Annotated in this window: 23 protein-coding genes; 12 read left to right on the forward strand and 11 right to left on the reverse strand. The window is 71.3% G+C overall.

Features of this window, described 5'->3' with window-relative positions; translation table 11 throughout:
- Positions 1 to 40: 40 nt before the first annotated feature.
- Complete coding sequence (locus A3CE_RS0133980; protein ID WP_020644566.1) at positions 41 to 391, reverse strand: VOC family protein; 351 nt, start codon at positions 389 to 391, stop codon at positions 41 to 43.
- 123 nt (positions 392 to 514) lie between these two features.
- Between A3CE_RS0133980 and A3CE_RS0133985 the strand changes: the two genes are divergently transcribed.
- The 3 genes from A3CE_RS0133985 to A3CE_RS0133995 are packed head-to-tail and all read left to right on the forward strand — an operon-like array spanning position 515 to position 3862.
- Positions 515 to 2263, forward strand: coding sequence for a proline--tRNA ligase (locus A3CE_RS0133985; RefSeq protein WP_020644567.1), 1749 nt, complete (start codon positions 515 to 517; stop codon positions 2261 to 2263).
- Positions 2263 to 3129, forward strand: coding sequence for a DUF8017 domain-containing protein (locus tag A3CE_RS0133990; protein WP_020644568.1), 867 nt, complete (start codon positions 2263 to 2265; stop codon positions 3127 to 3129). The genes A3CE_RS0133985 and A3CE_RS0133990 overlap by 1 nt, the downstream gene beginning before the upstream one ends.
- A 28-nt stretch (positions 3130 to 3157) precedes the next feature.
- Entirely contained in the window at positions 3158 to 3862 is a 705-nt protein-coding gene (locus tag A3CE_RS0133995) for a hypothetical protein (protein WP_020644569.1), read from the forward strand.
- Here A3CE_RS0133995 and A3CE_RS0134000 read toward each other — a convergent pair.
- On the reverse strand, positions 3840 to 5966 hold the full coding sequence (locus A3CE_RS0134000) for a bifunctional lysylphosphatidylglycerol flippase/synthetase MprF (RefSeq protein WP_020644570.1): 2127 nt from the start codon (positions 5964 to 5966) through the stop codon (positions 3840 to 3842). The genes A3CE_RS0133995 and A3CE_RS0134000 overlap by 23 nt on opposite strands.
- A 113-nt stretch (positions 5967 to 6079) precedes the next feature.
- On the reverse strand, positions 6080 to 6775 hold the full coding sequence (locus A3CE_RS0134005) for an HAD family hydrolase (RefSeq protein WP_020644571.1): 696 nt from the start codon (positions 6773 to 6775) through the stop codon (positions 6080 to 6082).
- A gap of 105 nt (positions 6776 to 6880) precedes the next feature.
- Between A3CE_RS0134005 and A3CE_RS0134010 the strand changes: the two genes are divergently transcribed.
- Positions 6881 to 7885, forward strand: a complete 1005-nt coding sequence (locus tag A3CE_RS0134010) for a YhgE/Pip domain-containing protein (RefSeq protein WP_084641877.1) — start codon at positions 6881 to 6883, stop codon at positions 7883 to 7885.
- On the opposite strand, the gene A3CE_RS0134015 is transcribed toward A3CE_RS0134010, so the two are convergent.
- The 6 genes from A3CE_RS0134015 to A3CE_RS0134040 all read right to left on the reverse strand — a co-directional run bounded on the left by A3CE_RS0134015 (position 7823) and on the right by A3CE_RS0134040 (position 12796).
- Positions 7823 to 8233 carry a secondary thiamine-phosphate synthase enzyme YjbQ gene (locus tag A3CE_RS0134015; protein WP_020644573.1) on the reverse strand — a complete coding sequence of 137 codons (411 nt, stop codon included), beginning with the start codon at positions 8231 to 8233 and terminating at the stop codon, positions 7823 to 7825. The genes A3CE_RS0134010 and A3CE_RS0134015 overlap by 63 nt on opposite strands.
- Before the next feature lie 26 nt (positions 8234 to 8259).
- On the reverse strand, positions 8260 to 8904 hold the full coding sequence (locus A3CE_RS0134020) for a response regulator (protein WP_020644574.1): 645 nt from the start codon (positions 8902 to 8904) through the stop codon (positions 8260 to 8262).
- Between the two features lie 9 nt (positions 8905 to 8913).
- A complete protein-coding gene (locus tag A3CE_RS0134025) occupies positions 8914 to 10218 on the reverse strand; it encodes a sensor histidine kinase (RefSeq protein WP_020644575.1) in 1305 nt (434 codons plus the stop codon).
- A gap of 181 nt (positions 10219 to 10399) precedes the next feature.
- Positions 10400 to 10600 carry a hypothetical protein gene (locus tag A3CE_RS0134030; RefSeq protein WP_020644576.1) on the reverse strand — a complete coding sequence of 67 codons (201 nt, stop codon included), beginning with the start codon at positions 10598 to 10600 and terminating at the stop codon, positions 10400 to 10402.
- Between the two features lie 7 nt (positions 10601 to 10607).
- On the reverse strand, positions 10608 to 11717 hold the full coding sequence (locus tag A3CE_RS0134035; RefSeq protein ID WP_020644577.1) for a fatty acid desaturase family protein: 1110 nt from the start codon (positions 11715 to 11717) through the stop codon (positions 10608 to 10610).
- 11 nt (positions 11718 to 11728) lie between these two features.
- Positions 11729 to 12796: a ferredoxin reductase gene (locus A3CE_RS0134040; protein ID WP_020644578.1), complete on the reverse strand. Its 1068-nt coding sequence runs from the start codon at positions 12794 to 12796 to the stop codon at positions 11729 to 11731.
- A gap of 93 nt (positions 12797 to 12889) precedes the next feature.
- Here A3CE_RS0134040 and A3CE_RS0134045 point away from each other — a divergent pair, with 93 nt between their 5' ends.
- From A3CE_RS0134045 to A3CE_RS0134065, 5 genes are all read left to right on the forward strand, one after another.
- Positions 12890 to 13549: a TetR family transcriptional regulator gene (locus tag A3CE_RS0134045; protein WP_020644579.1), complete on the forward strand. Its 660-nt coding sequence runs from the start codon at positions 12890 to 12892 to the stop codon at positions 13547 to 13549.
- A gap of 123 nt (positions 13550 to 13672) precedes the next feature.
- Entirely contained in the window at positions 13673 to 14785 is a 1113-nt protein-coding gene (locus A3CE_RS0134050; RefSeq protein ID WP_020644580.1) for a Re/Si-specific NAD(P)(+) transhydrogenase subunit alpha, read from the forward strand.
- On the forward strand, positions 14782 to 15093 hold the full coding sequence (locus A3CE_RS0134055; RefSeq protein WP_020644581.1) for an NAD(P) transhydrogenase subunit alpha part 2: 312 nt from the start codon (positions 14782 to 14784) through the stop codon (positions 15091 to 15093). The genes A3CE_RS0134050 and A3CE_RS0134055 overlap by 4 nt, the downstream gene beginning before the upstream one ends.
- Positions 15090 to 16478: an NAD(P)(+) transhydrogenase (Re/Si-specific) subunit beta gene (locus A3CE_RS0134060; RefSeq protein ID WP_020644582.1), complete on the forward strand. Its 1389-nt coding sequence runs from the start codon at positions 15090 to 15092 to the stop codon at positions 16476 to 16478. The genes A3CE_RS0134055 and A3CE_RS0134060 overlap by 4 nt, the downstream gene beginning before the upstream one ends.
- The gene (locus A3CE_RS0134065) at positions 16475 to 17206 is read left to right on the forward strand and encodes a lipoate--protein ligase family protein (protein ID WP_020644583.1); all 732 of its coding nucleotides are present in this window, start codon (positions 16475 to 16477) and stop codon (positions 17204 to 17206) included. The genes A3CE_RS0134060 and A3CE_RS0134065 overlap by 4 nt, the downstream gene beginning before the upstream one ends.
- An 80-nt stretch (positions 17207 to 17286) precedes the next feature.
- On the opposite strand, the gene A3CE_RS0134070 is transcribed toward A3CE_RS0134065, so the two are convergent.
- Positions 17287 to 17778 carry an Lsr2 dimerization domain-containing protein gene (locus A3CE_RS0134070; RefSeq protein WP_020644584.1) on the reverse strand — a complete coding sequence of 164 codons (492 nt, stop codon included), beginning with the start codon at positions 17776 to 17778 and terminating at the stop codon, positions 17287 to 17289.
- Between the two features lie 138 nt (positions 17779 to 17916).
- On the opposite strand from A3CE_RS0134070, the gene A3CE_RS0134075 reads away from it, so the two are divergent.
- Complete coding sequence (locus tag A3CE_RS0134075) at positions 17917 to 19311, forward strand: dihydrolipoyl dehydrogenase family protein (protein ID WP_043791233.1); 1395 nt, start codon at positions 17917 to 17919, stop codon at positions 19309 to 19311.
- A 1-nt stretch (position 19312) separates the two neighbouring features.
- Here A3CE_RS0134075 and A3CE_RS0134080 read toward each other — a convergent pair whose 3' ends face one another.
- Complete coding sequence (locus A3CE_RS0134080) at positions 19313 to 21163, reverse strand: hypothetical protein (protein ID WP_020644586.1); 1851 nt, start codon at positions 21161 to 21163, stop codon at positions 19313 to 19315.
- A 273-nt stretch (positions 21164 to 21436) separates the two neighbouring features.
- Here A3CE_RS0134080 and A3CE_RS0134085 point away from each other — a divergent pair, with 273 nt between their 5' ends.
- Together A3CE_RS0134085 and A3CE_RS0134090 are read left to right on the forward strand one after the other, a co-directional pair.
- Positions 21437 to 21940 (forward strand): DUF3145 domain-containing protein, encoded by a 504-nt coding sequence (locus A3CE_RS0134085; protein ID WP_026469134.1) that lies wholly within the window; start codon positions 21437 to 21439, stop codon positions 21938 to 21940.
- A 31-nt stretch (positions 21941 to 21971) separates the two neighbouring features.
- Positions 21972 to 22565 carry a hypothetical protein gene (locus A3CE_RS0134090; protein WP_026469135.1) on the forward strand — a complete coding sequence of 198 codons (594 nt, stop codon included), beginning with the start codon at positions 21972 to 21974 and terminating at the stop codon, positions 22563 to 22565.
- Positions 22566 to 22598 lie beyond the last annotated feature (33 nt).

Here is a 22598-nt window from a genome sequence, read left to right on the forward strand (position 1 = left end):
GCGTCGAGCCTTGGTGGCGGTCAGGCAATGGTCCGGGTGCTCAGCCCTCCCGCGCCGACACGCAGAACTCGTTCCCCTCCGGATCGGTCAGCACCGTCCACGCCAGCCCCGGCACCTGGTGCTCGGCCACCTCCTTGGCCCCCAGTCCGACCAGCCGTTTCACCTCCGCCCCGCGATCGTCGCCGCCGAAGTCGACGTGGACGCGGTTCTTGCCCGCCCGGGGCTCCGGGACGCGCTGCAGCCCCAGCGGGAGCCCGCCCTCCGGAGCCGCGAGCATCACGAACTCGCCGTAGTCGTTCGCCACCTTCGTGCCCAGCGCTGCTGTCCAGAACTCCGCCAGCCCCTGCGGGTCGGCGCAGTCGATCGTGATCATGCCCATGCGGATCGCCATGCCCCCGAAGCTAGCGGGCACCACCGACAAAAACGGGCCACGAATAACCCGTTGGAGTCACGGCGCGGCGATTGACTACCCTGAGCGGGACTTTCACACCCGCCCGGCGCAGGGAGCCCCGCAGTGATCACCAGGACTTCGTCGTTGTTCCTTCGCACGTTGCGCGAGGACCCGGCGGACGCCGAGGTACCGAGCCACCGGCTCCTGGTACGCGCCGGCTATGTCCGCCGGGTCGCCCCGGGCGGGTACTCGTGGCTGCCGCTGGGCCTGCGGGTCCTGCGCCGCATCGAGGCCGTCGTGCGCGAGGAGATGAACGCCATCGGCGCGCAGGAGATCCAGTTCCCCGCGCTGCTGCCGAGGGAGCCCTACGAGGCCACCGGCCGCTGGACGGAGTACGGCGACGGCCTCTTCCGCCTGAAGGACCGCAAGGGCGCCGACTACCTCCTCGGCCCGACGCACGAGGAGCTGTTCGCGCTCACCGTGAAGGGCGAGTACAACTCCTACCGCGACTACCCGGTCACGCTGTACCAGATCCAGACGAAGTACCGCGACGAGGCGCGCCCCCGCGCCGGCATCCTGCGCGGCCGCGAGTTCGTCATGAAGGACTCCTACTCCTTCGACCTCGACGACGACGGCCTGGCGCGCTCCTACCAGGCCCACCGCGACGCCTACGTGAAGCTGTTCGACCGGCTCGGCCTCGAATACGTCGTCGTGAAGGCGACGTCGGGCGCCATGGGCGGCTCGGCGTCCGAAGAGTTCCTCGCGGTCGCCGAGACGGGTGAGGACACCTACGTCCGCAGCACCGAGTCGGGCTACGCGGCGAACGTCGAAGCCGTCGTCACGCCCGCGCCGGCCGCGCAGCCCGTCGAGGGCCGCCCCGACGCGCAGGTACACCACACGCCGAACACGCCGACCATCGAAACCCTGGTCAACTTCCTCAACACCGCCGGCCTGGGCCGCACGTTCACGGCGGCGGACACGCTGAAGAACGTCATGCTCAAGACGCGTCAGCCGGGCGCGAAGGAGTGGGACCTGGTCTGCGTCGCGGTCCCGGGTGACCGCGAAGTGGACATGAAGCGCCTCGAAGCGTCCCTGGAGCCCGCCGAGGTCGCGCTGCTCGACGAGGCCGACTTCGCGAAGAACCCGTTCCTGGTCAAGGGCTACATCGGCCCGAAGGCGCTGCAGGACAACGGCGTGCGCTACCTCGCCGACCCCCGGATCGCCCCCGGCACCGCCTGGGTCACCGGCGCCGACAAGGTCGACCACCACGTCGTCGACCTCCTCGCCGGCCGCGACTTCATCCCGGACGGCACCATCGAGGCCGCCGAGGTCCGCGAGGGCGACGCGTCGCCGGACGGGCACGGCACCCTCGTCGCCGCGCGCGGCATCGAGATCGGGCACATCTTCCAGCTCGGCCGCAAGTACACCGACGCGTTCGAGGTCGACGCGCTCGGCCCCGACTCGAAGCCGATCAGGATCACGATGGGCTCCTACGGCGTCGGCGTCTCGCGGCTGGTCGGCGTGCTCGCCGAGCAGAACCACGACGACCTGGGGCTGATCTGGCCGCGCGTCGTTTCGCCGTTCGACGTGCACATCGTCATCGCGGGCAAGGACGAGGCGGTCGCGGCCGGCGCCGAGAAGATCGCCGCCGACCTGGACGCGGCGGGCATCGAGGTCATCCTCGACGACCGCAAGGCGTCGCCCGGCGTCAAGTTCGCCGACGCCGAGCTGGTCGGCGTCCCGACCATCCTGGTGGTCGGGCGCGGCCTGGCCAACGGCGTCGTCGAGGTCAAGGACCGGCGAACCGGCGAGCGCGAGGAGATCGCGGTCGACGCCATCGTCGAGCACCTGGTCAAGCTCGTCCGGTCCTGATGGGCCGGTTCTCCCGGCGCCGCGAAGACGCAAAGCCGGGGTACGAGGACAACGCGGCGCTTCGCGGGTTCGGCGGTTACGAACCCGCGGACGCGCCGCGCGCCCGGCCGAAGCGGATCAGCCCGAGACCGAAGCCGCTGAAGTGGCGGCGGGCGCCGTGGTTCGGGCTGGCATTCATCGCCCTGGTCGCCGGTGTGCTCAACGCGCTGGGCGTCGGCAGGCCGCACCCGGCGTCCTCTTCGCCGCCGCCTTCGACGCCGGTGGTGACGCCTTCGCCGCGGGTGACGGTCCCTCCCGCGGTCGCGGGCTGGCAGTCCGTGGCGGGTCGCGACGGCGCGTACGCCTACGACGTCCCGCCGAACTGGGCACCGGCCCCGGGCACGCAGCACGGCTGGGACGAGCACGGGATCAGGCTGATCACGAGCGCGTTCCTGGGCAGGAATTTCTGCAGCACCAAGGACCTCGGCGGCGCGGGCGTCACGACGGAGCCCTTGGCCGACCCGGACGCGGCGGCGCGCAAGGCCGCGACGGATGTGGCGGCGGGCGCGTATGGCGGGACACCGCAGGTGGGCCCGGGTACGGACGCGCAGGTCACGAAGGCCGACGGCACCGCGACCCCCGCCAGGGTCGTGGTCGCCGAGGTGACACCGGCGGAGACGGGGGAGTGCGTGGCCCGGCACGCGCTGGTGGCGGCGATGGCTTTCGGTGGTGATTCGGGTACGTCCGGCGTGGTGGTGGCGTACGCGGACAGCGACCGCGGCGGGCCTTCGGTGCGGGACGACCTGGTGCGGATCGTGCGGAGCTACCGGTTCGTCCCGGCGAAGGACCGCAGCACGACCACTCCGCCGCCGACGACCTACCGCTGACCGCCGGACTTCGGCAGGCTGTGACCCCATGAGCGGGGATGCGGACAGACGGCTCGGGCGGATCCGGATCGGAGCGTTCGGGGTGCTGGCCGTCGCGGGGTTCGTGCTCCTGTTCGGACCTTTGCTGGCACGGCTGTGGATCTGGCTCGTCCAGCCGCGGGATCCCAACTGGTGGGGTGCCTCCGGCCAGTGGGTCGGGGGCATCGGCACGATCGGCGCCGTCGTCGTCGCCCTGTGGATCGCCATCCGGGACGGGCGGGTCGCGCGGGCGGACCGGACGAAACGCGAACAGCGCGAGCGGCAGGAACAGGCCGCGAAGGTCACCGCCTGGATCGAGAACGCCGAACCCAATACCTACCTTCCCGATGGGTCGGAAGTCGACGTGTTCATGATCGTTTCCAATTCGAATTCGGAAGCGATCAACCATGTCGTGGTGTCGTTCGACATCATCAAGGGCTTGCCGATGCACGGCTCGTACATACACCGACACGAAGACATTGAGCCGGACGAGTTCCTGTACGCCACGCTTCCGCCAGGCAAGTGGCGGATGCCGGTTCGCCCAGGCTGGCGTGGGATGAGTGCATTTCCGGGAGTCATGCTTGCCTTCACCGACTCTCGGAACTGCCACTGGCTTCGGTTGGCGGACGGCACCCTCATCGAGAAAGAAGCGAACGTTATCAAGCGTCGAAAGATCTGGTTCCCCCAGTCGATCAGCGTGCCCGAGAGCTACTGACCAGCTTCGCCAGCTGCCGCAGCCGGACGTCGGGCAGGTACGCCCGGCTCAGCGCCAGCCCGATGCGCGGAAGGTCGGCTTCGTCGCGGAAAGCCAGGTACAGCGGGACGTGCCGCGGCTGGAACTTCGCCTTGAACGCGTGCAGCGACCGGAAACCGTAGTACGGCTCCATGACCCGGCCCAGCGACTCCAGCACCCGGTCCACCGAACGCGCCGGGGCATCGGAGTCGCTGCGCGCCAGCGGGGCGCCCGACAGCGACACGAACCGCGCGCCCTCCTCGCGGAACGCCAGGCACGCCGACGCGATCAGGAACTCCATCACCGGGCGGAAACCGTGCGCGCTGCGGCGCATGACGTCCAGTGTCCAGCCGCCGACCTTGCCCGCGCCCGTGTACACCGGCAGCCACGACGTCACGCCGTGGACCGTGCCCTCCGCGTCGACCGCCAGGCCGACCCGGGTGGCCGGGTCCATCGCCTCGTCGAGACCGCCGAGGGTGAACCCCATCTCCGGCATCGCCTTGCCGGACATCCACTCCTCCGACAGCGCCCGGACCTGGGCGAGGATGGGTTCCGGCTGGTCGGCCAAGCGAACCAGCCGGAAGTCGATCTCCTGTTTGGCGGCCTTGTTCAGCGCCGACCGGACGTCCTGCCACGCCTTGCCGCGGAACTCCAGGCCGTCGAGGTCGAGCACGTTGTCCTCGGCCACCTGGACGTGCTGCCAGCCCAGCTCGCCTGTCGCCGCGACGGTGGCCTCGGTCGCCGAGAACACGCACGGCACCAGGCCGGAGTTCTCGCACATCACGGTGAATTCGGTGACGGTGGCAGCCGCCGTGCCGTCCGGCGCGATCGGGTCGCCGAGGGCGACCGCGACCCCCGCGTGCCGCCGGTAGGCGAGGTACGAACGGCCGTCTTCGCGGACGAAGTAGGTGTTGCGCGGCCAGGTCGTCATCCACGACAGCGTGCTGCCGCCGTGGCGGTCCAGCAAGGTGCGGGCCAGCGCCGGCCCCGGACCCTGCGCGTGGCGCCGCAGCCGGCGTCGCGACGGCACGCGGAAGGCGTGCCGCGCGGCGATCAGGACGACCAGCTCGACCGTCCACAGGAGATTGTCCACGAAGAACAGCGGAAGGCCCGCGGTGTCGTAGTCTCCGCCGAACACGTCGGCCAGCCCGATGACCGTGGCGACGGCGAGCCCTTGCAGCGTCACGAAAGCCGACAGCGCGACGGCCCAGCGCCACGCGACGCGGCCGCCCTTGCGCAGCCCGTTGAGCATCGGCACCACCAGCAGGACCAGGATCGCCAGCTCCGGCCCCGAGAGCGAAACGCCTTCGGTCGAGCCGAACGGGCCGTCGCCGGGCACCAGGTACATCACGATCTCGGCGATGGTGAGCAGCAGCAGGCCGGCGACGGTCAGCAGCCGCCACTCCCGCAGGTTCGGGCCCGCCGTGTCGGTCGCCCGCCGCGTCCCCACCAGACGCCGCCCGAGCGGGATCGCCAGCAGCAGCGCGAAGAAGTGCACGAGGTCGGCCAGGGTGCCGACGTAGACGATCGCGACTCCGGCGTACACGCACAGCCCGGCGCGCAGCCGCAGCGCCCACGGCGGCCGCAGCGTCGCGCTGGCGACCGCCACCGCGGCGAGCGCGCCGCCGGAGAACCCGACGTCGAGGCTGCCCGCGACCCGCTCGGCCCACAGCCAGCCGGAGTTGCGGCTCAGCGCGAGGAACTGGACCGCGACGAGCACCGAGGCGAACTGGCCGCCGATGGTCACCGCCATCGCGCGCCGCGTCCCCAGCTGCCACTCGGCGAAGCCGGCGCAGAGCGCGAAGCTGCCGACCATCGGGAGGTAGTACCACGGGATGACGGCGAAGAACGGCCCGGTGAGCATGGTCCACCACCGGCCCGCCTCCAGCGACGGCAGCCCGTAGGCGACGAACGGGTAAGCCGCCCGGTCTTCGGCCGCGTTCCAGAGCGCTCCACTCGCGACAGCCAGCACGAGCATGGCGAGCGTGACGCTGCTGGTGAACGGCAGCCGCTGCCTGAGCACCGCGACGGTGCCGCGGACGCGTCCCCCTGCGGCGGGCTCGACCGCCGGCGCTGTTTCGGTCATGGGAAGAGTCTTGCGAGTTCCCGTCCGAGGCAACATCGGGCACCAGAACGAGATTTCCCCTAGGGGAATCGTCCTTTCGACTGAGGGTCATCCCCCTCCCAAGGAGGATGTGCTCAGCCGAGGACGGCGGCCCGGACGGCGTCGGTGTCGGCCAGGTCCGGCAGCACGATGTGCGCCCCCGCCGCCCGCAGCTCGTCGGCGGAGAAGTGGCCGGTGGCCACCGCGACGGAGACCGCGCCGTTGTCCAGCGCCGCCTTGACGTCGTTCGGGGTGTCGCCGATGACGACCACCGCGGCGGCGTCGAACTCCGTGCCGTGCTTGGCCGACGCCAGCTCCACCGCGTGGGGGACCAGGTCCGGGCGGTGCACCGAGAGCGTGCCGTAGCCGCCGATCTCCAGGTCCAGGTACTCGTGCAGGCCGAACGCCGCGAGCTTGTGCCGCGAGATCTCCGGGAGGTTGCCGGTGACGAGCGTCTGGACGACGCCGTCGTGCCCGGCGAACGCGGTCAGCGCTTCGGCCGCGCCCGGCAGCACGCGGGCCTCGGCCGGGAAGCGGTGTGCCGCCCGTTCCGACTCCGCCACCAGGGCTTTGAACAGCGCGTCGATCGTCTCCCGCGCGGCCTCCAGGCCGTTCGCGGTGAGCAGGTCGGTCGTCGTGGCCAGCTCCGTGCGGCCGCCGAAAACCGGGTGCACGCGCAGGGTTTCCCCGGTCGCGGCGGTGAACGCGGCCGAGTACCAGGCGGAGCCCAGTTCGGTGAAGTCCACCAGCGTGTGGTCGATGTCCCAGAGCACCAGGCGCGTCTTCGTCACGGGATCGAGGTTACCGGGGGTCTTATTCAACAAGCGTTGACTTTCTGGGAGCCGAGTCGTACCTTGGGCATGAATTCAACAAGCGACGAATAACTGGAGGCTCTCATGACCAGTCCTGCCCGGCGCCCCGCCGGGGTGCTCGCCCTGGTCGCCGCCCTGGCCGGCGCGCTGGTGGCGGTGGTGCTCGGATTCCTCACCTTCGGCGCGCAGGCCACCGTCGCGCCGGACGGCGTCCCGGTCGCCGTCGCCGGGCCGCCGGAGATCGCCCAGCGCCTGGCCGCGCACGGCGGCGGCCAGCTCGCCTGGACCGTCACGACCCCGGCCGAAGCGCGGAAACTGCTGGAGGACAAGAAGGTCTACGGCGTGCTCGAACTCGCGCCGGGACCGTCCGCGACGGTCGTGACGTCGGGCGCGGTCAACCCGGCGGGCACCCAGGTCGCGCAGCAGGCGCTGACCGGCGCCGCGTCCGCGCTCGCCGGCGCGCCCAAGCAGGAGGTGCTGCACCCGGTGAGCCTCGCCGGCCGGGTCGCGCCCCTGGCCGCGAGCGCCCTGGCCTGGATCGGCGCGCTCGTCGCGGGCCTGGCGCTGCCGCAGCTCGCCAAGCGCACCGGCCGCACGGTCGGCGCCGGCGAACGGTTCCTGCAGGTCATCGGCATCGGCGTGCTCGTCACGGCGGTGGTGGCCGGGTTCTTCGCGCTGTGGGACTCCGCGCTGCCGCTGGACGCCGGCGTCCTCGGGTTCGTCTTCCTCGCCGCGACGGCGTTCGCGGCCCTGCAAGCCGGGCTGCTGCGCCTGCTCGGCCTGCGTGCGATGGCCGTCCTCGGCCCGCTGTACCTGGTCGCGCCCGCGGTGGCCGGGCAGGTGCCGGAGCTGCTGAACCCGGCCTATCGCGCGCTGCTGTGGTCGTGGACGCCGTTCCGCTTCGCCACGGAAGGCCTGCGCAGCCTGCTGCAGGGCGTGCCGGGCGCGCCCGACGTCACGACCGGGCTCTGGGTGCTCGGCGCCCTCCTGGCCGCGGGCCTGCTGGTGACGCTGTGGCCGGGTGCCTCAGCCCGCCAGGAGGCTGAACCGCACCTTGCGGACCGGGTTGTCGAGGTTGGTGTCCACTAGGCAGATCGACTGCCAGGTACCCAGCGCCAGCACGCCGCCGAGCACCGGGATCGTCGCGTAGGGCGGCACCAGCGCCGGGAGCACGTGGTCACGGCCGTGACCCGGGCTCCCGTGCCGGTGCCGCCAGCGGCCGTCGCGGGGGAGCAGCTCGTCGAGCGCGGTCAGCAGGTCCTCGTCGCTGCCGGCGCCGGTCTCGAGGATCGCCAGGCCGGCGGTGGCGTGCGGGACCCAGACGTGCAGCAGCCCGTCGGCCGCGTCGGCGTGGCGCAGGAACGCTTCGGCCTCGTGGGTGAGGTCGTGGACGACGGCTCCGGAGCCGGTGCGGACCTCGATCTCGGTGGAGTACATGTGCCCCAGCCTAGGGAGCCACGGGCTCAGGAGTCCAGGTAGCGCAACACCGCCAGCACCCGGCGATTGTCCCCTTCGGACGGTGGCAGGCCGAGCTTGCCGAAGATCGACGACACGTACTTCTCGACCGAACCGGCGGACAGGAACAGCTTCGCGGCGACGGCGGAGTTCGACCGGCCTTCCGCCATCAGGCCCAGCACTTCGCGCTCGCGCGGAGTCAGCCCGCCGAGTGCGTCGGTCCGGCGCGTGGCCGAGAACAGCTGGCGGACGACCTCGGGGTCGAGCACCGTTTCGCCGTCCGCTACCCGGCGCAGCGCGTCGAGGAAGTCCGACACCTCGGCGACGCGGTCCTTCAGGAGGTACCCGACGCCGCCCGCGCGGCCGGCCAGCAGCTGGGCCGCGTACTTCGTCTCGACGTACTGGGAGAACAGCAGGATCGCGCAGCCCGGAAGCTCGCGGCGGAGCGCGATCGCCGCCCGCAGGCCCTCGTCGGTGTGGGTCGGCGGCATCCGGATGTCCACAATGGACACGTCGGGGGTGTGGTCGTCGACCGCGGCTCGCAGCGCGTCGGCGTCCTTCACCGCGGCGACGACCTCATGGCCGCGGAAAGTCAGCAGCTCGAAGAGGCCCTGGCGCAGGATGGTGGAGTCCTCCGCGATGACGATCCGCATGAGGCGACCCTAGCGGGGCAGCGGCACCCGCGCGGTCACTTCGGTCGGACCGCCCCGCGGGCTCGTGACGGCCAACTCACCGTCGACCGTCCGCAGCCGTTCGGCGACGCCGGCCAGCCCGCCGCCCGGCACGATCCGCGCGCCACCTCGGCCGTTGTCGCGGACCCGCAGCCACAGGACGTCCCGCTCTTCGGCGACTTCGACCAGGGTCGTCCCGCCGTGCTTCGCGGCGTTCGTGAGCAGCTCGGCGGCGCTGAAGTAGACGATCGTCTCCAGTGACGGCGGCGGGCGGCGCGGCAGGTCGACGGTGACCCGCGCGTCGATCCCCGACGTCGCGACCAGCGTGGCGAGGGCGACGTCGAGACCGGCGTCCAGAGCGGCCGGGTGGATACCGCGGGCGAGGTCGCGCAGCTCGGTCAGTGCCTGCTTCGCGTTGGCGTGCGCGGCGGTGACCAGCTGTTCGACCTCGGGAAGGTCGACGTCCGCCAGCTCGTCCTTGGCCAGGCCGAGTTTCATCGCGAGCGCCACGAGCTGGGCCTGGGCGCCGTCGTGCAGGTCGCGTTCGATGCGCCGCAAGCGCAGGGCGGCGTCCTCGACCGCCGTCGCGCGGCTCGCCTCGAGGTCGCGGACGCGTTCGGACAGCACGCGCTCGCCGAGCAGGCCGACGATCAGCAGCCGGTCGAGCGCGGTGAAGGCGTGGACCGCCCACGGCAGGGCGACGAGGACCAGCAGCCCGGACGCGGACGAGGCGAGCGCGCCCAGCCAGCTCTCGGCGTGGATGTCGAAGACCGGCAGCTGCCGTTCGCCCAGCGGGTACCAGAAGAACGAGTAGGTCGTCGCGGCAAAGCCGTAGAGCGTCGCGGTGAAGACCGTGAACAACCCGGCGAGGCTGAGCGGGAGACGCAGCAGCAGGTAACCGGCCGCGCGCCAGCCCGCCGCATCGCCGACGCGGGCTTTGACCCAGCTCCACAGCCCGGGCTTGAGCTGGGGACGGCCCGGGACGGGCACGCTCACGCCGAGCAGCCCTCGAGCGAGCCGCCGGTGCGCGGCGCCGAGGCCGCGGGCGTAGAAGACGGCGCCCGCGAGGACCAGGAACCCGAGCAGGACCGGCGTCAGCCAGACGCCGATGGCGAGCACGACCAGGAAGCTGATCAGGGCGAACACGGTCAGCGGCGCGGAGAGCCAGAGCCAGAGGTACTCGGCGAAGAAGTCCCGCGTGGCGAGCGGGCCGAACACGCGGCGCAGCGGGTGGGGAGGCGGCAGGTCGAGGCTGGTCACCGCTCCAGTCTCGCCGGGTTCGGCGGGCGCGCCCATCCGGTTTTCCCCCTACTGCGGATCGGGGAAGCCGCCGTGCTTCGCGAATGCCGCGTGGAGTGCGCCGGCTTGTTTTCGGCGACGGGCCCGCGGGGGCGCCCCCCCCCGTCTTCCACGAGGGTGTCGTCCCCTGGTGACATCCGGAGGGGCGGGATGGACCGTGGTCCGCCCCGCCCCCGGATCAGAGAGTGTCCGGGTCGTCGTCCCGGGCCTTTTGCGCGGCTTCGCGCATCTCGATCACGTCGGTGAGCCAGTCACCCGTCTCGCGGGCGATGTCGCGGATCGCCCCGGTGATGATGCTCGCGATGTTGCCGACGTGCGTCGCGGCCGATTCGGTGATCACCTGCAGGGTGTCCTTCTCCCGTTCGAACTGACCCACCATGTCACCCTCACGCTGCTCGGAGCTGCCGGTCGGGTTCCACGGTAGTCGGCGCGGGCGAACTCTGCGGGAGAGCCAGCTTGACGATCTTCTTCGCCACCGACCAGAGCTGCTTGTGCAGCGGGCCCGTGTGGTACGGCAGGCCGTACTTCTCGCAGATCGCGCGCACCTCGCCGGCGATCTGCGGGTAGCGGCGCGCCGGGATGTCCGGGAACAGGTGGTGCTCGATCTGGTGCGACAGGTTCCCGCTCATGATGTGGAACAGCGGGCTGCCGCTGATGTTCGCCGAACCGAGGATCTGGCGCAGGTACCACTGACCGCGCGTCTCTTCCGCGGTCTCGTCCTCCGTGAAACTCTCGACGTCGGCCGGGAAGTGGCCGCAGAAGATGATCGCGAACGCCCACAGGTTGCGGGTCAGGTTCGCGGTCGCGTTGCCGAGGAACGTCAGCGGTGCCAGCGGCCCGGTCAGCAGCGGGAACAGGACGTAGTCCTTGCCGATCTGCCGTCCCGCCTTCCGCAGGATGCGACGCAGCACCGGCGCGTTCTCGGCCCACGTGCGCTCGCCCTTGACGACGTTCTCGATCTCGAGGTCGTGCAGCATGACGCCCCACTGGAAGAAGAGCGCCAGCAGCGTCGCGTACACCGGGTTGCCGAGGTAGTACGGGTGCCACTTCTGGGCGTCGTCCATCCGCAGGATGCCGTAACCGACGTCGCGGTCCTTGTCGAGGATGTTCGTGTACGTGTGGTGGATGTAGTTGTGGGAGTGCCGCCAGTTCTCCGCCGGCGCCACGGTGTCCCACTCGAAGCGCTGCGAGCTCAGCGCCGGGTCGCGCGTCCAGTCGTACTGGCCGTGCATGACGTTGTGGCCGATCTCCATGTTGTCGAGGATCTTGGCCAGCGACAGCGCGCCGACGCCGGCGAGCCAGGCCGGCGGGAAGAACCCGGCGAACAGCAACGCCCGCCCGGCGACCTCCAGGCCGCGCTGCTTCTTGATGATGTCGTGGATGTAGTCGACGTCTTCCTGGCCCAGGTCGTCGACGATCCGCTGCCGCAGCGCGTCGAGCTCGCGGCCGAATTCCTCGACCTGTTCCGGGGTCAGGCGGTCCTGCAGACCGGTCATGGTGAAACTCCCTAAGCGTCGATCTCGACGTCCCCGACCGGGACGGAGATGCAGAGCTGGATTTCTTCGTCTTCTTCGCCGGAGATCTCGCCCGTCTTCGCGTTGCGGACGCGCCCCGCGGTCTTCAGCTGCGTGCAGGAGAAGCAGATGCCCATCCGGCAGCCGTGCTCCGGCGACAGCCCGGCTTCCTCGGCCTGCTCCAGCAACGGCTTCCCCGAGTTCGCGCACTCGCGGCCGCTGCGCTTGAAGCGGACCTGGCCTTCGGCGTTCGCCGTGTCGAAGGTCAGCGCCGGCGGCGTGAACTCTTCGGTGTGCACGCGTTCACCCAGCTGTTCCCGCACGGCGTCCATCAGCGGCTTCGGGCCGCAGACGAACGCTTCAGCGTCGCGGTACCACGGCGCGACCCGCTCCAAGTGCTCCGGCGCGAAGAACCCGGTGAGGTCGCCGCCCTTCGAGTGGGTGTACGCGTGCACCACCCGCAGCCCGGGGTGCCGGGCGGCGAGCTCGGCCAGCTCGGTGCGGTACAGCGCGTCGGCCGGGCCGTTCGAGTAGTGCAGGAACACGATCTCGCCCGGGTGGCCCTCCGCGACCAGGGTGCGCGCCATGGCGAGCACCGGCGTGACGCCGCTGCCGCCGCTGACCAGCAGCACACGATCCGGCCGGGTGGCGGGCACCGTGAACCCGCCGTCCGGAGTGGACAGATTGACGACCGAGCCGACGCCGATCGCGCGGTTCAGGTGCCCGGAGACCAGGCCCTGCTCCTTGATCGTGAACTCCAGCTCGCCGTCGTACTGCGAACCGCACGGCGAGTAGCAGCGCGTGCGCCGCACGCCGTCGATCTCCACCTGCAGGCGGACGTACTGGCCGGCCGTGAAGCCGGGCCACGCGCGGCTGGGCTTCACGGTGAGCGTGACGCTGTCGGGCGTCTGCTTGCGCACCGCCGTGACCAGCCCGCGGATCTCGCGGCGGACCAGCATCGGGTCGACGAGCTCCAGGTACCGGTCCATCCCGTGCGGCGTCAGCAGTGCCTCGGCCAGCGAGGCGAGGCCGCGCACCCGCCGGGGGATGAGCGCCGTCATCGGGGACCTCCTCGATTACAGTGAACGCTTGTACACTCAATAGTGCACTGCAGGAGTAGACGTCCTGTCAACGCGAGACCCCGAGGATGTGACGTGAGCAACGCGGTGGACATCCGTACGCTGGAACCCGTGTCCGAACCACTGACGCCGGTGAGCCGCCAAGAGCGCAAACTGCGCACCCGGCAGACGTTGCTGGACACGGCCCTCGAACTCCTGGCCGACCGCCCGTTCGCCACGCTTTCCCTGCGCGAGGTCGCGAAAGGCGCCGGCATCGTCCCGACGGCCTTCTACCGGCACTTCGCCTCGATGGAGGACCTGGGCGTCGCCCTCGTCGAAGAGGCGACGCGCACGCTGCGCGGCATGATCCGCTCCGCCCGCACGGATCCGGACACCTACCAGGGGATGATCAGCGCGTCGGTGACGACGCTGCACCAATTCGTCCGGGTGCACGAGGACCATTTCCGGTTCCTGACCCGCGAGCGGTACGCCGGCGGCCCGCTCGCCCAGGCGATCGGCGTCGAACTGCGCCTGTTCTCCGGCGACCTCGCCATCGACCTCGCCCGGTTCCCGAAGCTGCGCGAGTGGAGCACCGAAGACCTGCACATGCTGGCCGACTTGATCGTTTCCGTGATGCTCACGACGATTGTCGAACTGCTGGAAGCCCGCCCTGGTGAAGACGGGAAAATCACCGGAACGGCGGAAAAACGGCTGCGTCTGGTCCTGCTCGGCGTCCCGCACTGGAAATCGAGCTGAACGTTTCCTCCTCGGCGCTCGTATCTTCCGGCAAACCGGCGGGACTTGCGACCCACGTCACTGGGGACTGTCGGTCCGGCGTGGTACAACCCTCGGATCGTGCCTCGCCGATGAGGAGGTCGTGTGGCGGACAGCGAACAGAGTCAGCAGCTCACCGTGGGTGTGGTGGCCGAATCACGCCCTGGGGAGCGGCGGGTGGCCATGGTGCCCAAACTGGTCGGGCGGCTCGTGCAGCGCGGGCTGCGCGTCGTCGTCGAGCCGGGCGCCGGGGCCGGGGCGTACCTGAGTGACGACGTGTACACCCAGGCGGGCGCCGAACTCGGCGACGCGTGGGGCGCGCCGATCGTCGTCAAGGTCAACCCGCCCACGCCCGGGGAAATCGCGAAGCTGAGCCGGGGCACCGTGCTCGTCGGCTTCCTCGATCCCCGTGGCAACCCGGAAGGGCTCGCGAAGCTCGAAGAAGCGGGCTTACGCGCCTTCGCGATGGAGGCGGTCCCGCGGATCTCCCGGGCGCAGGCGATGGACGCGCTGTCGTCGCAGGCCAGCATCGGCGGCTACCGCGCGGTGTTGCTCGCCGCGCAGAAGCTCCCGCGGTTCTTCCCGATGCTCACCACCGCGGCCGGCACGGTTCCGCCGGCGAAGGTGCTGGTGCTCGGGGCCGGCGTCGCCGGGCTGCAGGCGCTGGCCACGGCGAAACGGCTCGGCGCGCAGACCACCGGCTACGACGTCCGGCCCGAGGTCGGCGAGCAGGTCAAGTCACTCGGCGCGCAGTTCCTCGACCTCGGCATCGAGGCGGTCGGCGAAGGCGGGTACGCCCGCGAGCTGACGGCCGAGGAGCGCGAGGAACAGCAGCGGCGGCTCACCGAAGCCATCACGAAGTTCGACGTCGTGATCACTACCGCGCTGGTGCCGGGCCGCAAGGCGCCGACGCTGGTCACCGCGGACGCGGTCAAGGGCATGCCACCCGGCTCGGTCGTCGTCGACCTGGCCGGCGAGACCGGCGGCAACTGCGAGCTGACCAAACCGGGGGAGGACGTCGTGGAGCACGACGTCACCATCTCCGCCCCGCTGAACCTGCCCGCCGACATGCCTTCGCACGCCAGCGAGCTGTACGCCCGCAACGTCACCGAGCTGCTGGAGCTCCTGGTGACGAAGGAAGGCGCGCTGGAGCTGAACTTCGAGGACGAGATCGTCGCCGGTGCCTGCGTGGCCGGGCGCGAAGGGAGTGTCGCGTGAGCCCGCTCGTGCAGAACCTCGCGGTGCTGGTACTCGCCGGGTTCGTCGGCTTCGCCGTCATCTCGAAGGTGCCCAACACCCTGCACACGCCGCTGATGTCCGGCACCAACGCCATCCACGGCATCGTGCTGCTCGGCGGCCTGGTCGTGCTCGGCCTCGGCGTCGACGGCGTGTTCAACAAGATCCTGCTGGTGATCGCCATCGCCTTCGGCACGATCAACGTCGTGGGCGGGTTCCTCGTCACCGACCGGATGCTGTCGATGTTCAAGGCCAAGAAACCCGCTCCCGGTGAGGAGGACGAGAAGTGACCGACTTCGTCGCGATCCTCTACATCGTCGCGTTCGCCCTCTTCATCTACGGCCTGATGGGCCTGACCGGTCCGCGCACCGCGGTCCGCGGCAACTGGATCGCCGCGGTCGGCATGGGCGTCGCCGTCATCGCCACCCTGCTGACCCCGGGCATGGGCAACTGGCTGCTCATCGTCCTCGGCGTCGCGATCGGCGCGCTCGTCGGCGTCCCGTCGGCGCGCAAGGTCAAGATGACCGCGATGCCGCAGATGGTGGCGCTGTTCAACGGCGTCGGCGGCGGCGCGGTCGCGCTCATCGCGTGGGTCGAGTTCAACTCCACCGACGGTTACGCGCACGAACCTGCCTACATCGCGATCGCGTCGCTGTTCGCCGCGATCATCGGGTCGATCTCGTTCTGGGGCTCGAACGTCGCGTTCGGCAAGCTGCAGGAGCTGATCAGCGGCCGCCCGGTCACCATGGGCAAGCTGCAGCAGCCGGTCAACGCGCTGCTCCTGCTGATCGCGGTCGTGTGTGCCGTCGTCATCATCGCCGGCGGCGGCAACGAGCTGCTGATCATCGGGCTGCTCGTCGCGGCGGGCATCCTCGGCCTCACCGTCGTCCTGCCGATCGGCGGCGCGGACATGCCGGTGGTCATCTCGCTGCTCAACGCCTTCACCGGGCTCTCGGCCGCGGCGATGGGCCTGGCGCTGGACAACACCGCGCTGATCGTGGCCGGCATGATCGTCGGCGCGTCCGGTTCGATCCTGACCAACCTGATGGCCAAGGCGATGAACCGGTCCATCCCGGCGATCGTCGCGGGCGGCTTCGGCGGCGGACCCCCGGTAGCGGCCGGTGGCGGGACGAAGGAAGCCCGGCCGGTGCGTTCGACGAGCGCGGCCGACACCGCGATCCAGATGGCTTACGCCAGCAAGGTCGTCGTCGTGCCCGGGTACGGGATGGCCGTGGCGCAGGCGCAGCACACCGTCCGCGAGATGGCGAAGCTGCTGGAGAAGAAGGGCATCACGGTCGCCTACGCGATCCACCCGGTGGCCGGCCGGATGCCGGGGCACATGAACGTGCTGCTCGCCGAGGCCGACGTGCCGTACGAGCAGCTCAAGGAGATGGACGAGATCAACTCCGAGTTCGCCCAGACCGACGTCGCGCTGGTGATCGGCGCGAACGACGTCACGAACCCGGCCGCGCAGACCGACCCGAGCTCACCGATCTACGGGATGCCGATCCTCAAGGTCAACGAAAGCCGGTCCGTGATCGTCTTGAAACGCGGGATGAGCTCCGGGTTCGCCGGCATCGACAACGACCTGTTCTACGATCCGAAGACCAGCATGCTCTTCGGGGACGCCAAGTCGTCGGTGGGCGAGATCGTGGAGGAACTCAAAGCGCTATGACGACGGGGTCGGACGTCCGTGCCGCGTTCACGGACCCGGCCGAAAACCTGGCGTTCGACGAAGCACTCCTCCGGGTCGCGCCCGGGTCACCGGTGCTGTGGCTCTGGCGCAACCCCGTGTGTGTCGTGGTGGGCCGCGGGCAGCGGATCGCGCGCGAGGTGCGCGTCGACGAGTGCGCCCGCGACCGCGTCCCGGTGCTGCGCCGGGCCAGCGGCGGCGGCACGGTGTTCCACGACCCGGGCAACCTGAACGTGACTTTGGTCTTGCCCGGTCCGGCCGACCGGCCCCTGGAAGCGCTCGGCCAGGTGATGAGCGCCGCCGTCGACCAGCTCGGGCTGGTGCCGCGGATCGGCGACCGCGGGTTGTTCGTCGGCGACGCCAAGCTGTGTGGTTTCGCCGTGTTCCGCACGAAGACCGGGCTGCTGGCCCACTCGACGCTGCTGGTCGAGACGTCCGCCGGGCTCGTCGGCCGCTACCTGACGAGCGCGCCGCCGGACCCGCGGCCGCTCGACTCCCACCGCAGCCCGGTGGCGTCACTGGCCGAGCACGGCCTGCGGCCCGGCTTCCCGGCGGTCGAGGCGGCGGTGCGGGCGGCGGCGTCGCAGCTGCTCGGGACGCTGGTGCCGAGGCCGCCGTCGGCGGCGGAACTGGCGCGGCAGCGGGCGTTGCTGCACACCCGCTACCGCTACCCCTCCTGGCACGCGGACGGCGCCCAGCGCGCGGCCTGACCCCGTACGCCATGAGGGGCACCTTCATGGCGTCAAAAGCCATGAAGGTGCCCCTCCTGGCACCTCTGTCCGGTGTGGACCTACTCGGCCGCGGAGAACGTGACGGTGGGCACCTTGCGCGTGGACGCGGGGGTGGCCTTCTTCGGTTCCGCCACCTTGCGGACCCGGGTGGTCTTCGCGGGCTCCGCCTTCGCCGTGGCCTTCGCGCGAGTGGCCTTGGCCGGGGTCTCCTTCGCCGTGGTGGCCTTGGCCTTCGCGGCGGGCTTCGGCGCCGGGGTTCTGACGGGCTCGGCCTTCTTCGCGGCCGCGCGGCCGGCGACCGGCTTCGCCGTCTTCGCCGTCGCCTTGGCTCGTGGCAGCTTCGCGCCCGGGACGAGCCGCGGGCGGTTCTTGCGGCCGCCGGTGCGACGGCCGGCGTCGGCGTACCGCTGCAGGAATCCGCGCAACGCCTCGGCGTTGGCGAAGGAGAGGTCGATGTCGTAGTCGATGCCATCCAGGCCGAACCCGACGGTCTCTCCCGCGGGCTCGCCGGTCAGATCATCCAGCACCTGCACAGCCGTGTTCTTGGCCACGACAAACCTCCCGTGCTCGAACGTGGTATTCGCGCGCACCGGGCCCGACGGCACCCGGTGCCGCCGATAACTTGCAGCTTCTCAGCACGAGGATAGCGTTGGCTTGCGTGATCCCGCGTAGTGGTGTGACCTGAACCCATGTCTGGACAGACTTTTGACGTAGTGGTGATCGGTGCGGGTCCGGTGGGGGAGGTGGCCGCCGAACGGGCGGCCCGCGGAGGCCTGAAGGTCGCCCTCGTCGAGCACGAACGCTTCGGCGGCGAGTGCTCCTATTGGGCCTGCATCCCGAGCAAGGCGTTGCTGCGGCCGGGAAATCTCCTCGCCGCCGCCAAACGGGTGCCGGGCGTGCCGGTCGGCGACCGGATCGACCCGGCGGCGGTGTTCGCGCGCCGCGACTGGTTCACCGGCAAGGGCGACGACTCGGGGCAGGTCGACTGGGCGCGCGGCGCGGGCATCGAACCGGTTCGCGGGCACGGGGAAATCACCGGTGAGCGGGAAGTGACCGTCGGCGGCGACCGCGTGCTGACCGCGCGGCACGCGGTGATCGTCTGCACCGGCAGCGTGCCGAGCACGCCGCCGATCGACGGGCTCGACACGATCCGGCCGTGGGGTTCGCGGGAAGCGACGTCGGCGTCGGCGGTGCCGGCCCGGCTCGGCGTCCTCGGCGGCGGCGTGGTCGGCGTCGAGATGGCGCAGGCGTTCGCTTCGCTCGGGTCGGAGGTCCACCTGGTGATCACCGGTCCGCGGCCGCTGCCGCGCAACGCCGAATTCGCCGGTGACCTGGTGCTGGCGGGGCTGCGCGAAGCCGGTGTCCAGGTGCACGCGGAGTCGGGCGTTTCGCGGGTCGCCGCGGGTGCTGCCGGGACGGAGCTGACGCTGAAGGACGGTTCGACGCTCGTCGTCGACGAGTTCCTGGTGGCGACCGGCCGCCGTCCGGCGACCGCCGGGCTCGGCCTGGAGACCCTCGGGATCGAGCCCGGCCGGGCGCTGGAGGTCGACGACACCGGCCGGGTGTCCGCAGTGGACGGTGACTGGCTGTTCGCGGCCGGCGACGTCACGGGCCGCGCCCCGCTGACCCACCAGGGCAAGTACGGCGCCCGCGCGGCGGGCGACACGGTGGCCGCGCTGGCCGCCGGTACGCCGGTGTCGACAGCGCCGTGGAGCCCCTTCACCGCGACGGCCGACCACCACGCGGTGCCGCAGGTGGTGTTCACCGACCCGGAGGTCGCGGCGGTCGGCCTGGCGGACGCGCGGCCGGGGTCGGCGGACCGCGTCGTCGACATCGACATCGCGGTGGCGGGCTCGTCACTGCACGCGGACGGCTACACCGGCAAGGCCCGGATGGTCGTCGACACCGAGCGGAACGTGCTGCTCGGCGTGACGTTCGTCGGCCAGGACGTCGCGGAGCTGGTGCACTCGGCGACGGTCGCGATCGTCGGCGAGGTGCCCCTGGACCGGCTGTGGCACGCGGTGCCGTCGTTCCCGACGATCAGCGAGGTGTGGCTGCGGCTGCTCGAGGCCTACGGGCTCTGAGTCACTGCGCGGGCAGGTCCAGGGCCGCCTTCGCGGCCCGGACCAGGCCGGGATCGTCCGGAGTGGACGGTCCCGGCGCCCACACCGCCAGCACCAGCCGCACCGAGGTGCCGTCGAGCTTGCTGGCGTAGGCGGCGTTCTCGAAGCGCGGTGCGGTGGCGCCCCACTTGCCGGTCTCGGCGGCGAGATCGAGGATCCCGCCGCCGCCCGGGGTGTCGGCGATGGCCTTGAAGGCGGCAGCGTGACCGGCGTCGGGGAATTCGACGATCCCGATGGTGACGGCGGCGGCGTGGCCGTCGACGGTCGCGGCGTAGCTCGCCCGCCGCACGCCCGAGCAGCTGGTCTGCTGCAGGCTGGCCTGGGCGTCCCCGAAGGCGTGCGACGCGCAGCGCTGGTCCCCGCCGGCGGCGCGCAGGGCGAACTGCAGGCTCTTGACGGGAGCGGCGCTGCTGGAGACGGTGGACGGCGGCCGGCTGACCGGACCGGGCGGCGGAGCGGCGGCGGTCCCGTCCCCGGTGGTGGCCACGGCGATCGCGGCGACGACCAGGACGACGAGCAACCCGATCGCCCCGAGCGGCAGCCAGCGGACGGTCCGCGAGGCCGCGGCGGCGGGTTCCGGTTGCGGTCTCGGTTTGGGGAAGGGCAGCGGGGGCTCAGTGGGGGAGCCCAGGGTTTCGGTTCGCTCGGTGTCTTCGTCAGCGGGCCGGGCTGTGCCCGGGAAGAGCGGTGGCGGGGTTTCGGCGCTGGGGAACACGGACCGCGCCGGGGTTTCGGCAGGGCGACGGGGCTCGCCTTGGGCGGGAAGGACTTCGGTGCGTGCGGACTCGGCGAGTGCTTCCTCGCCGGCGGCAGAGGGGAGGTCCGGCTCCGGTTCGGCGGCGGGCTCCGGGGGCGCGGTCGGCGGTTCGGCGGGGACCGGGGGTTCGGTCTCGCTCACCACGGCCGACTCCGCGGCCGCCGAAGTCGCGGTCGTCGCGAACTGGGCAGCGGGGTCGGTGGTGGTCGATGCGGTAGCCGCGGATGTGGCAGTGGCAGTGGCCGAGTCGGGTGCGGATGGGCCGACCGATGCCGCCGCTGTTCCGCTGGAATCCGCCGGGGCTGGGGCGGCCGCCGGGTCAGTTGCGGTTGAGGCTGCCGCAGCCGCACTGGAACTGGCCGAAGCCGCCGCCGAACTCGCTGCCGAACCGACCGGCGCAGGCTGGGCCGGGGGTGGACTGTCCCAAAGGGACTCCGGTGGCGAGTCGTCCGTCAACCGGCTGAAGCCCTCGCCGATCAGCACCTCGTCCGAAAACTCCGGTGCCGACGGCGCCAGCCCGCGGATCAGGGCCCTGACCTGGTCCACCGATCGCGGCCGGTGGGCCGTCGCCAGCGAGACCGTTGCCGCCAGCATCGTCGTCGGGGTCGGGTGCAGTACGCGGACCGGGCCTGCCAGGTCGCCCGCCGGCTGGTCCACCGTCTCCACGTACGGCCCCACCGCGATGATCGTCCCCACCGGGGCCGTCCCCGGGACCAGGGCGGCGATGCGCCGCTCGCACGCCTGGGAGATGTCCAGGGCTTCGGTGGCGGGGTTGACCGCGTCGTCGTCGGCGACCAACGGCCAGCCGTCCGCCTTCCACTCCGCGCCCAGCGGTGCTTCCAGCCGCAGCGCCGGATCCGGCAGGTCGACGCCGATCACGATGATCACGCCGTGGGGCAGCAGGACCACCGCCTCGATCGGGCGCTCCGTCACCGAGCCGACGCCCACCAGAGCGATCCCGCCGATGACGGTGCTGCCGCGGCCCAGGGACGCCAGTGCCGCCCGGACGTCGTCGGCGACCCGGGACTGCTGCCGCTCCAGGCGCACCAGTCGCACCGAAAACCCCTTTCCGCTCGTCGTTCCGGGTCATCACGCTAGCGCCCGCGGCCGTATCCACCGTGCGACACGGGGACGACTCGGCCGCGTGCCCTCCGAAAGTGGGGCGCCGGGTGACTTGTGGTGTTCGTGTGGCCAAACAGCACGGTTGGGGTGCAGAATGTGCTACAACGCATCGGAGGCGGCATTCGGGAGCCGCACTGAGGCCGCGCTGCAGCTCGAAGTAGGGCGTAGGGGAAGACGTCCCTCGTCGAGCAACAAGCGGAGGTAGCAGTGAGCACCCGTGGCAGCACCCGAGGTGTGGTGTACGTCCACTCGTCGCCGTCTGCGGTATGTCCGCACGTCGAGTGGGCCATTTCGGGCACCCTGGGTGCCCGCGTTGACCTGAAGTGGACGGCGCAGCCGGCCAGTCCGGGTCAGCTTCGCGCCGAATGCGGTTGGCGCGCGCCCGCGGGCACCGGCGCCAAACTGGCGGCCGCGCTCAAGGCGTGGCCGATGATTCGGTTCGAGGTCACCGAAGAGCCCAGCGCGGGCGTCGACGGCGAGCGGTTCTGCTTCGCGCCCGGGCTCGGCCTGTGGCACGGCCGGACCAGCGCCAACGGCGACATCGTGGTGGGCGAAGACCAGCTGCGCGCCCTCGTCAGCATGACTCGCGGGGGTGAGTCCCTCGCACACAAGCTCGACGAACTCCTGGCCGCGAGCTGGGACGAGGCGCTCGAGCCCTTCCGGCACGCCGGCGACGGCGCGCCGGTGACCTGGCTGCACCAGGTCGGCTAGCGGCGGGACGGGGGCCGGTACGCTTTCGGGCGTGACCACCCCCGCCCCCAGCTCTCGCCAGCGCTGGCTGGTGCCCGTCGTGGTCGTGGTGCTGTCCGTGACCGTCGGTGGCGGCCTGCTCGCGCGCGAGCTCTACCGCCGTCCGGACCAGCCCGCCGACGACACCTCCTCGGCCGCGTCGACGCCGTCCTCGGCGGGCAACGGCGAACAGGGCGCCGCGAACGTGGTCAAGATGACCGACGACGCGCGGGCGCACCCGCAGGCCGAAGCCGTCCGCCAAGTCCTGCAGACGTACTTCGACGCCATCAACTTCAAGAAGTACCAGCAGTGGAGGGCCGTGGTCACCGCGGACCGGGTGGCCCAGCAGCCGCCCGACGACTGGCTGGCCGGCATTCGCTCCACGAAGGACAGTGACGCACTGGTCTACCGGATCGAGCGAGGCTCGGGCACGTCGCTGCGGGTCCTCGTCGGGTTCACCAGCGAGCAGAAGGCTGAGGACGGCCCGCCGTTCTTCCGGGAGCCCTGTATCAAGTGGCGGCTCGTGATGCCGATGATCGTCGAAAAGTCCGCCTTGAGGATCGACACCGTCGACGGCGGACCCCCGCCCGAGCACGAAAAATGCTGAAGGGGGGCCCGGCCGAAGCCGGGCCCCCCTTTT

Origin of the sequence: Amycolatopsis balhimycina FH 1894 (assembly GCF_000384295.1) — a bacterium.
In the GTDB taxonomy this organism is placed as follows: Bacteria; Actinomycetota; Actinomycetes; order Mycobacteriales; family Pseudonocardiaceae; genus Amycolatopsis; species Amycolatopsis balhimycina.

Excerpts from the sequence above, each read along its gene's own strand:
- A3CE_RS0133980 (WP_020644566.1), bottom strand. The coding sequence starts at position 391 with ATGGCGATCCGCATGGGCATGATCACGATCGACTGCGCCGACCCGCAG.
- A3CE_RS0133990 (WP_020644568.1), top strand. The coding sequence starts at position 2,263 with ATGGGCCGGTTCTCCCGGCGCCGCGAAGACGCAAAGCCGGGGTACGAG.
- A3CE_RS0133995 (WP_020644569.1), top strand. The coding sequence starts at position 3,158 with ATGAGCGGGGATGCGGACAGACGGCTCGGGCGGATCCGGATCGGAGCG.
- A3CE_RS0134000 (WP_020644570.1), bottom strand. The coding sequence starts at position 5,966 with ATGACCGAAACAGCGCCGGCGGTCGAGCCCGCCGCAGGGGGACGCGTC.
- A3CE_RS0134010 (WP_084641877.1), top strand. The coding sequence starts at position 6,881 with ATGACCAGTCCTGCCCGGCGCCCCGCCGGGGTGCTCGCCCTGGTCGCC.
- A3CE_RS0134015 (WP_020644573.1), bottom strand. The coding sequence starts at position 8,233 with ATGTACTCCACCGAGATCGAGGTCCGCACCGGCTCCGGAGCCGTCGTC.
- A3CE_RS0134020 (WP_020644574.1), bottom strand. The coding sequence starts at position 8,904 with ATGCGGATCGTCATCGCGGAGGACTCCACCATCCTGCGCCAGGGCCTC.
- A3CE_RS0134025 (WP_020644575.1), bottom strand. The coding sequence starts at position 10,218 with ATGGGCGCGCCCGCCGAACCCGGCGAGACTGGAGCGGTGACCAGCCTC.
- A3CE_RS0134030 (WP_020644576.1), bottom strand. The coding sequence starts at position 10,600 with ATGGTGGGTCAGTTCGAACGGGAGAAGGACACCCTGCAGGTGATCACC.
- A3CE_RS0134035 (WP_020644577.1), bottom strand. The coding sequence starts at position 11,717 with ATGACCGGTCTGCAGGACCGCCTGACCCCGGAACAGGTCGAGGAATTC.
- A3CE_RS0134040 (WP_020644578.1), bottom strand. The coding sequence starts at position 12,796 with ATGACGGCGCTCATCCCCCGGCGGGTGCGCGGCCTCGCCTCGCTGGCC.
- A3CE_RS0134065 (WP_020644583.1), top strand. The coding sequence starts at position 16,475 with ATGACGACGGGGTCGGACGTCCGTGCCGCGTTCACGGACCCGGCCGAA.
- A3CE_RS0134075 (WP_043791233.1), top strand. The coding sequence starts at position 17,917 with ATGTCTGGACAGACTTTTGACGTAGTGGTGATCGGTGCGGGTCCGGTG.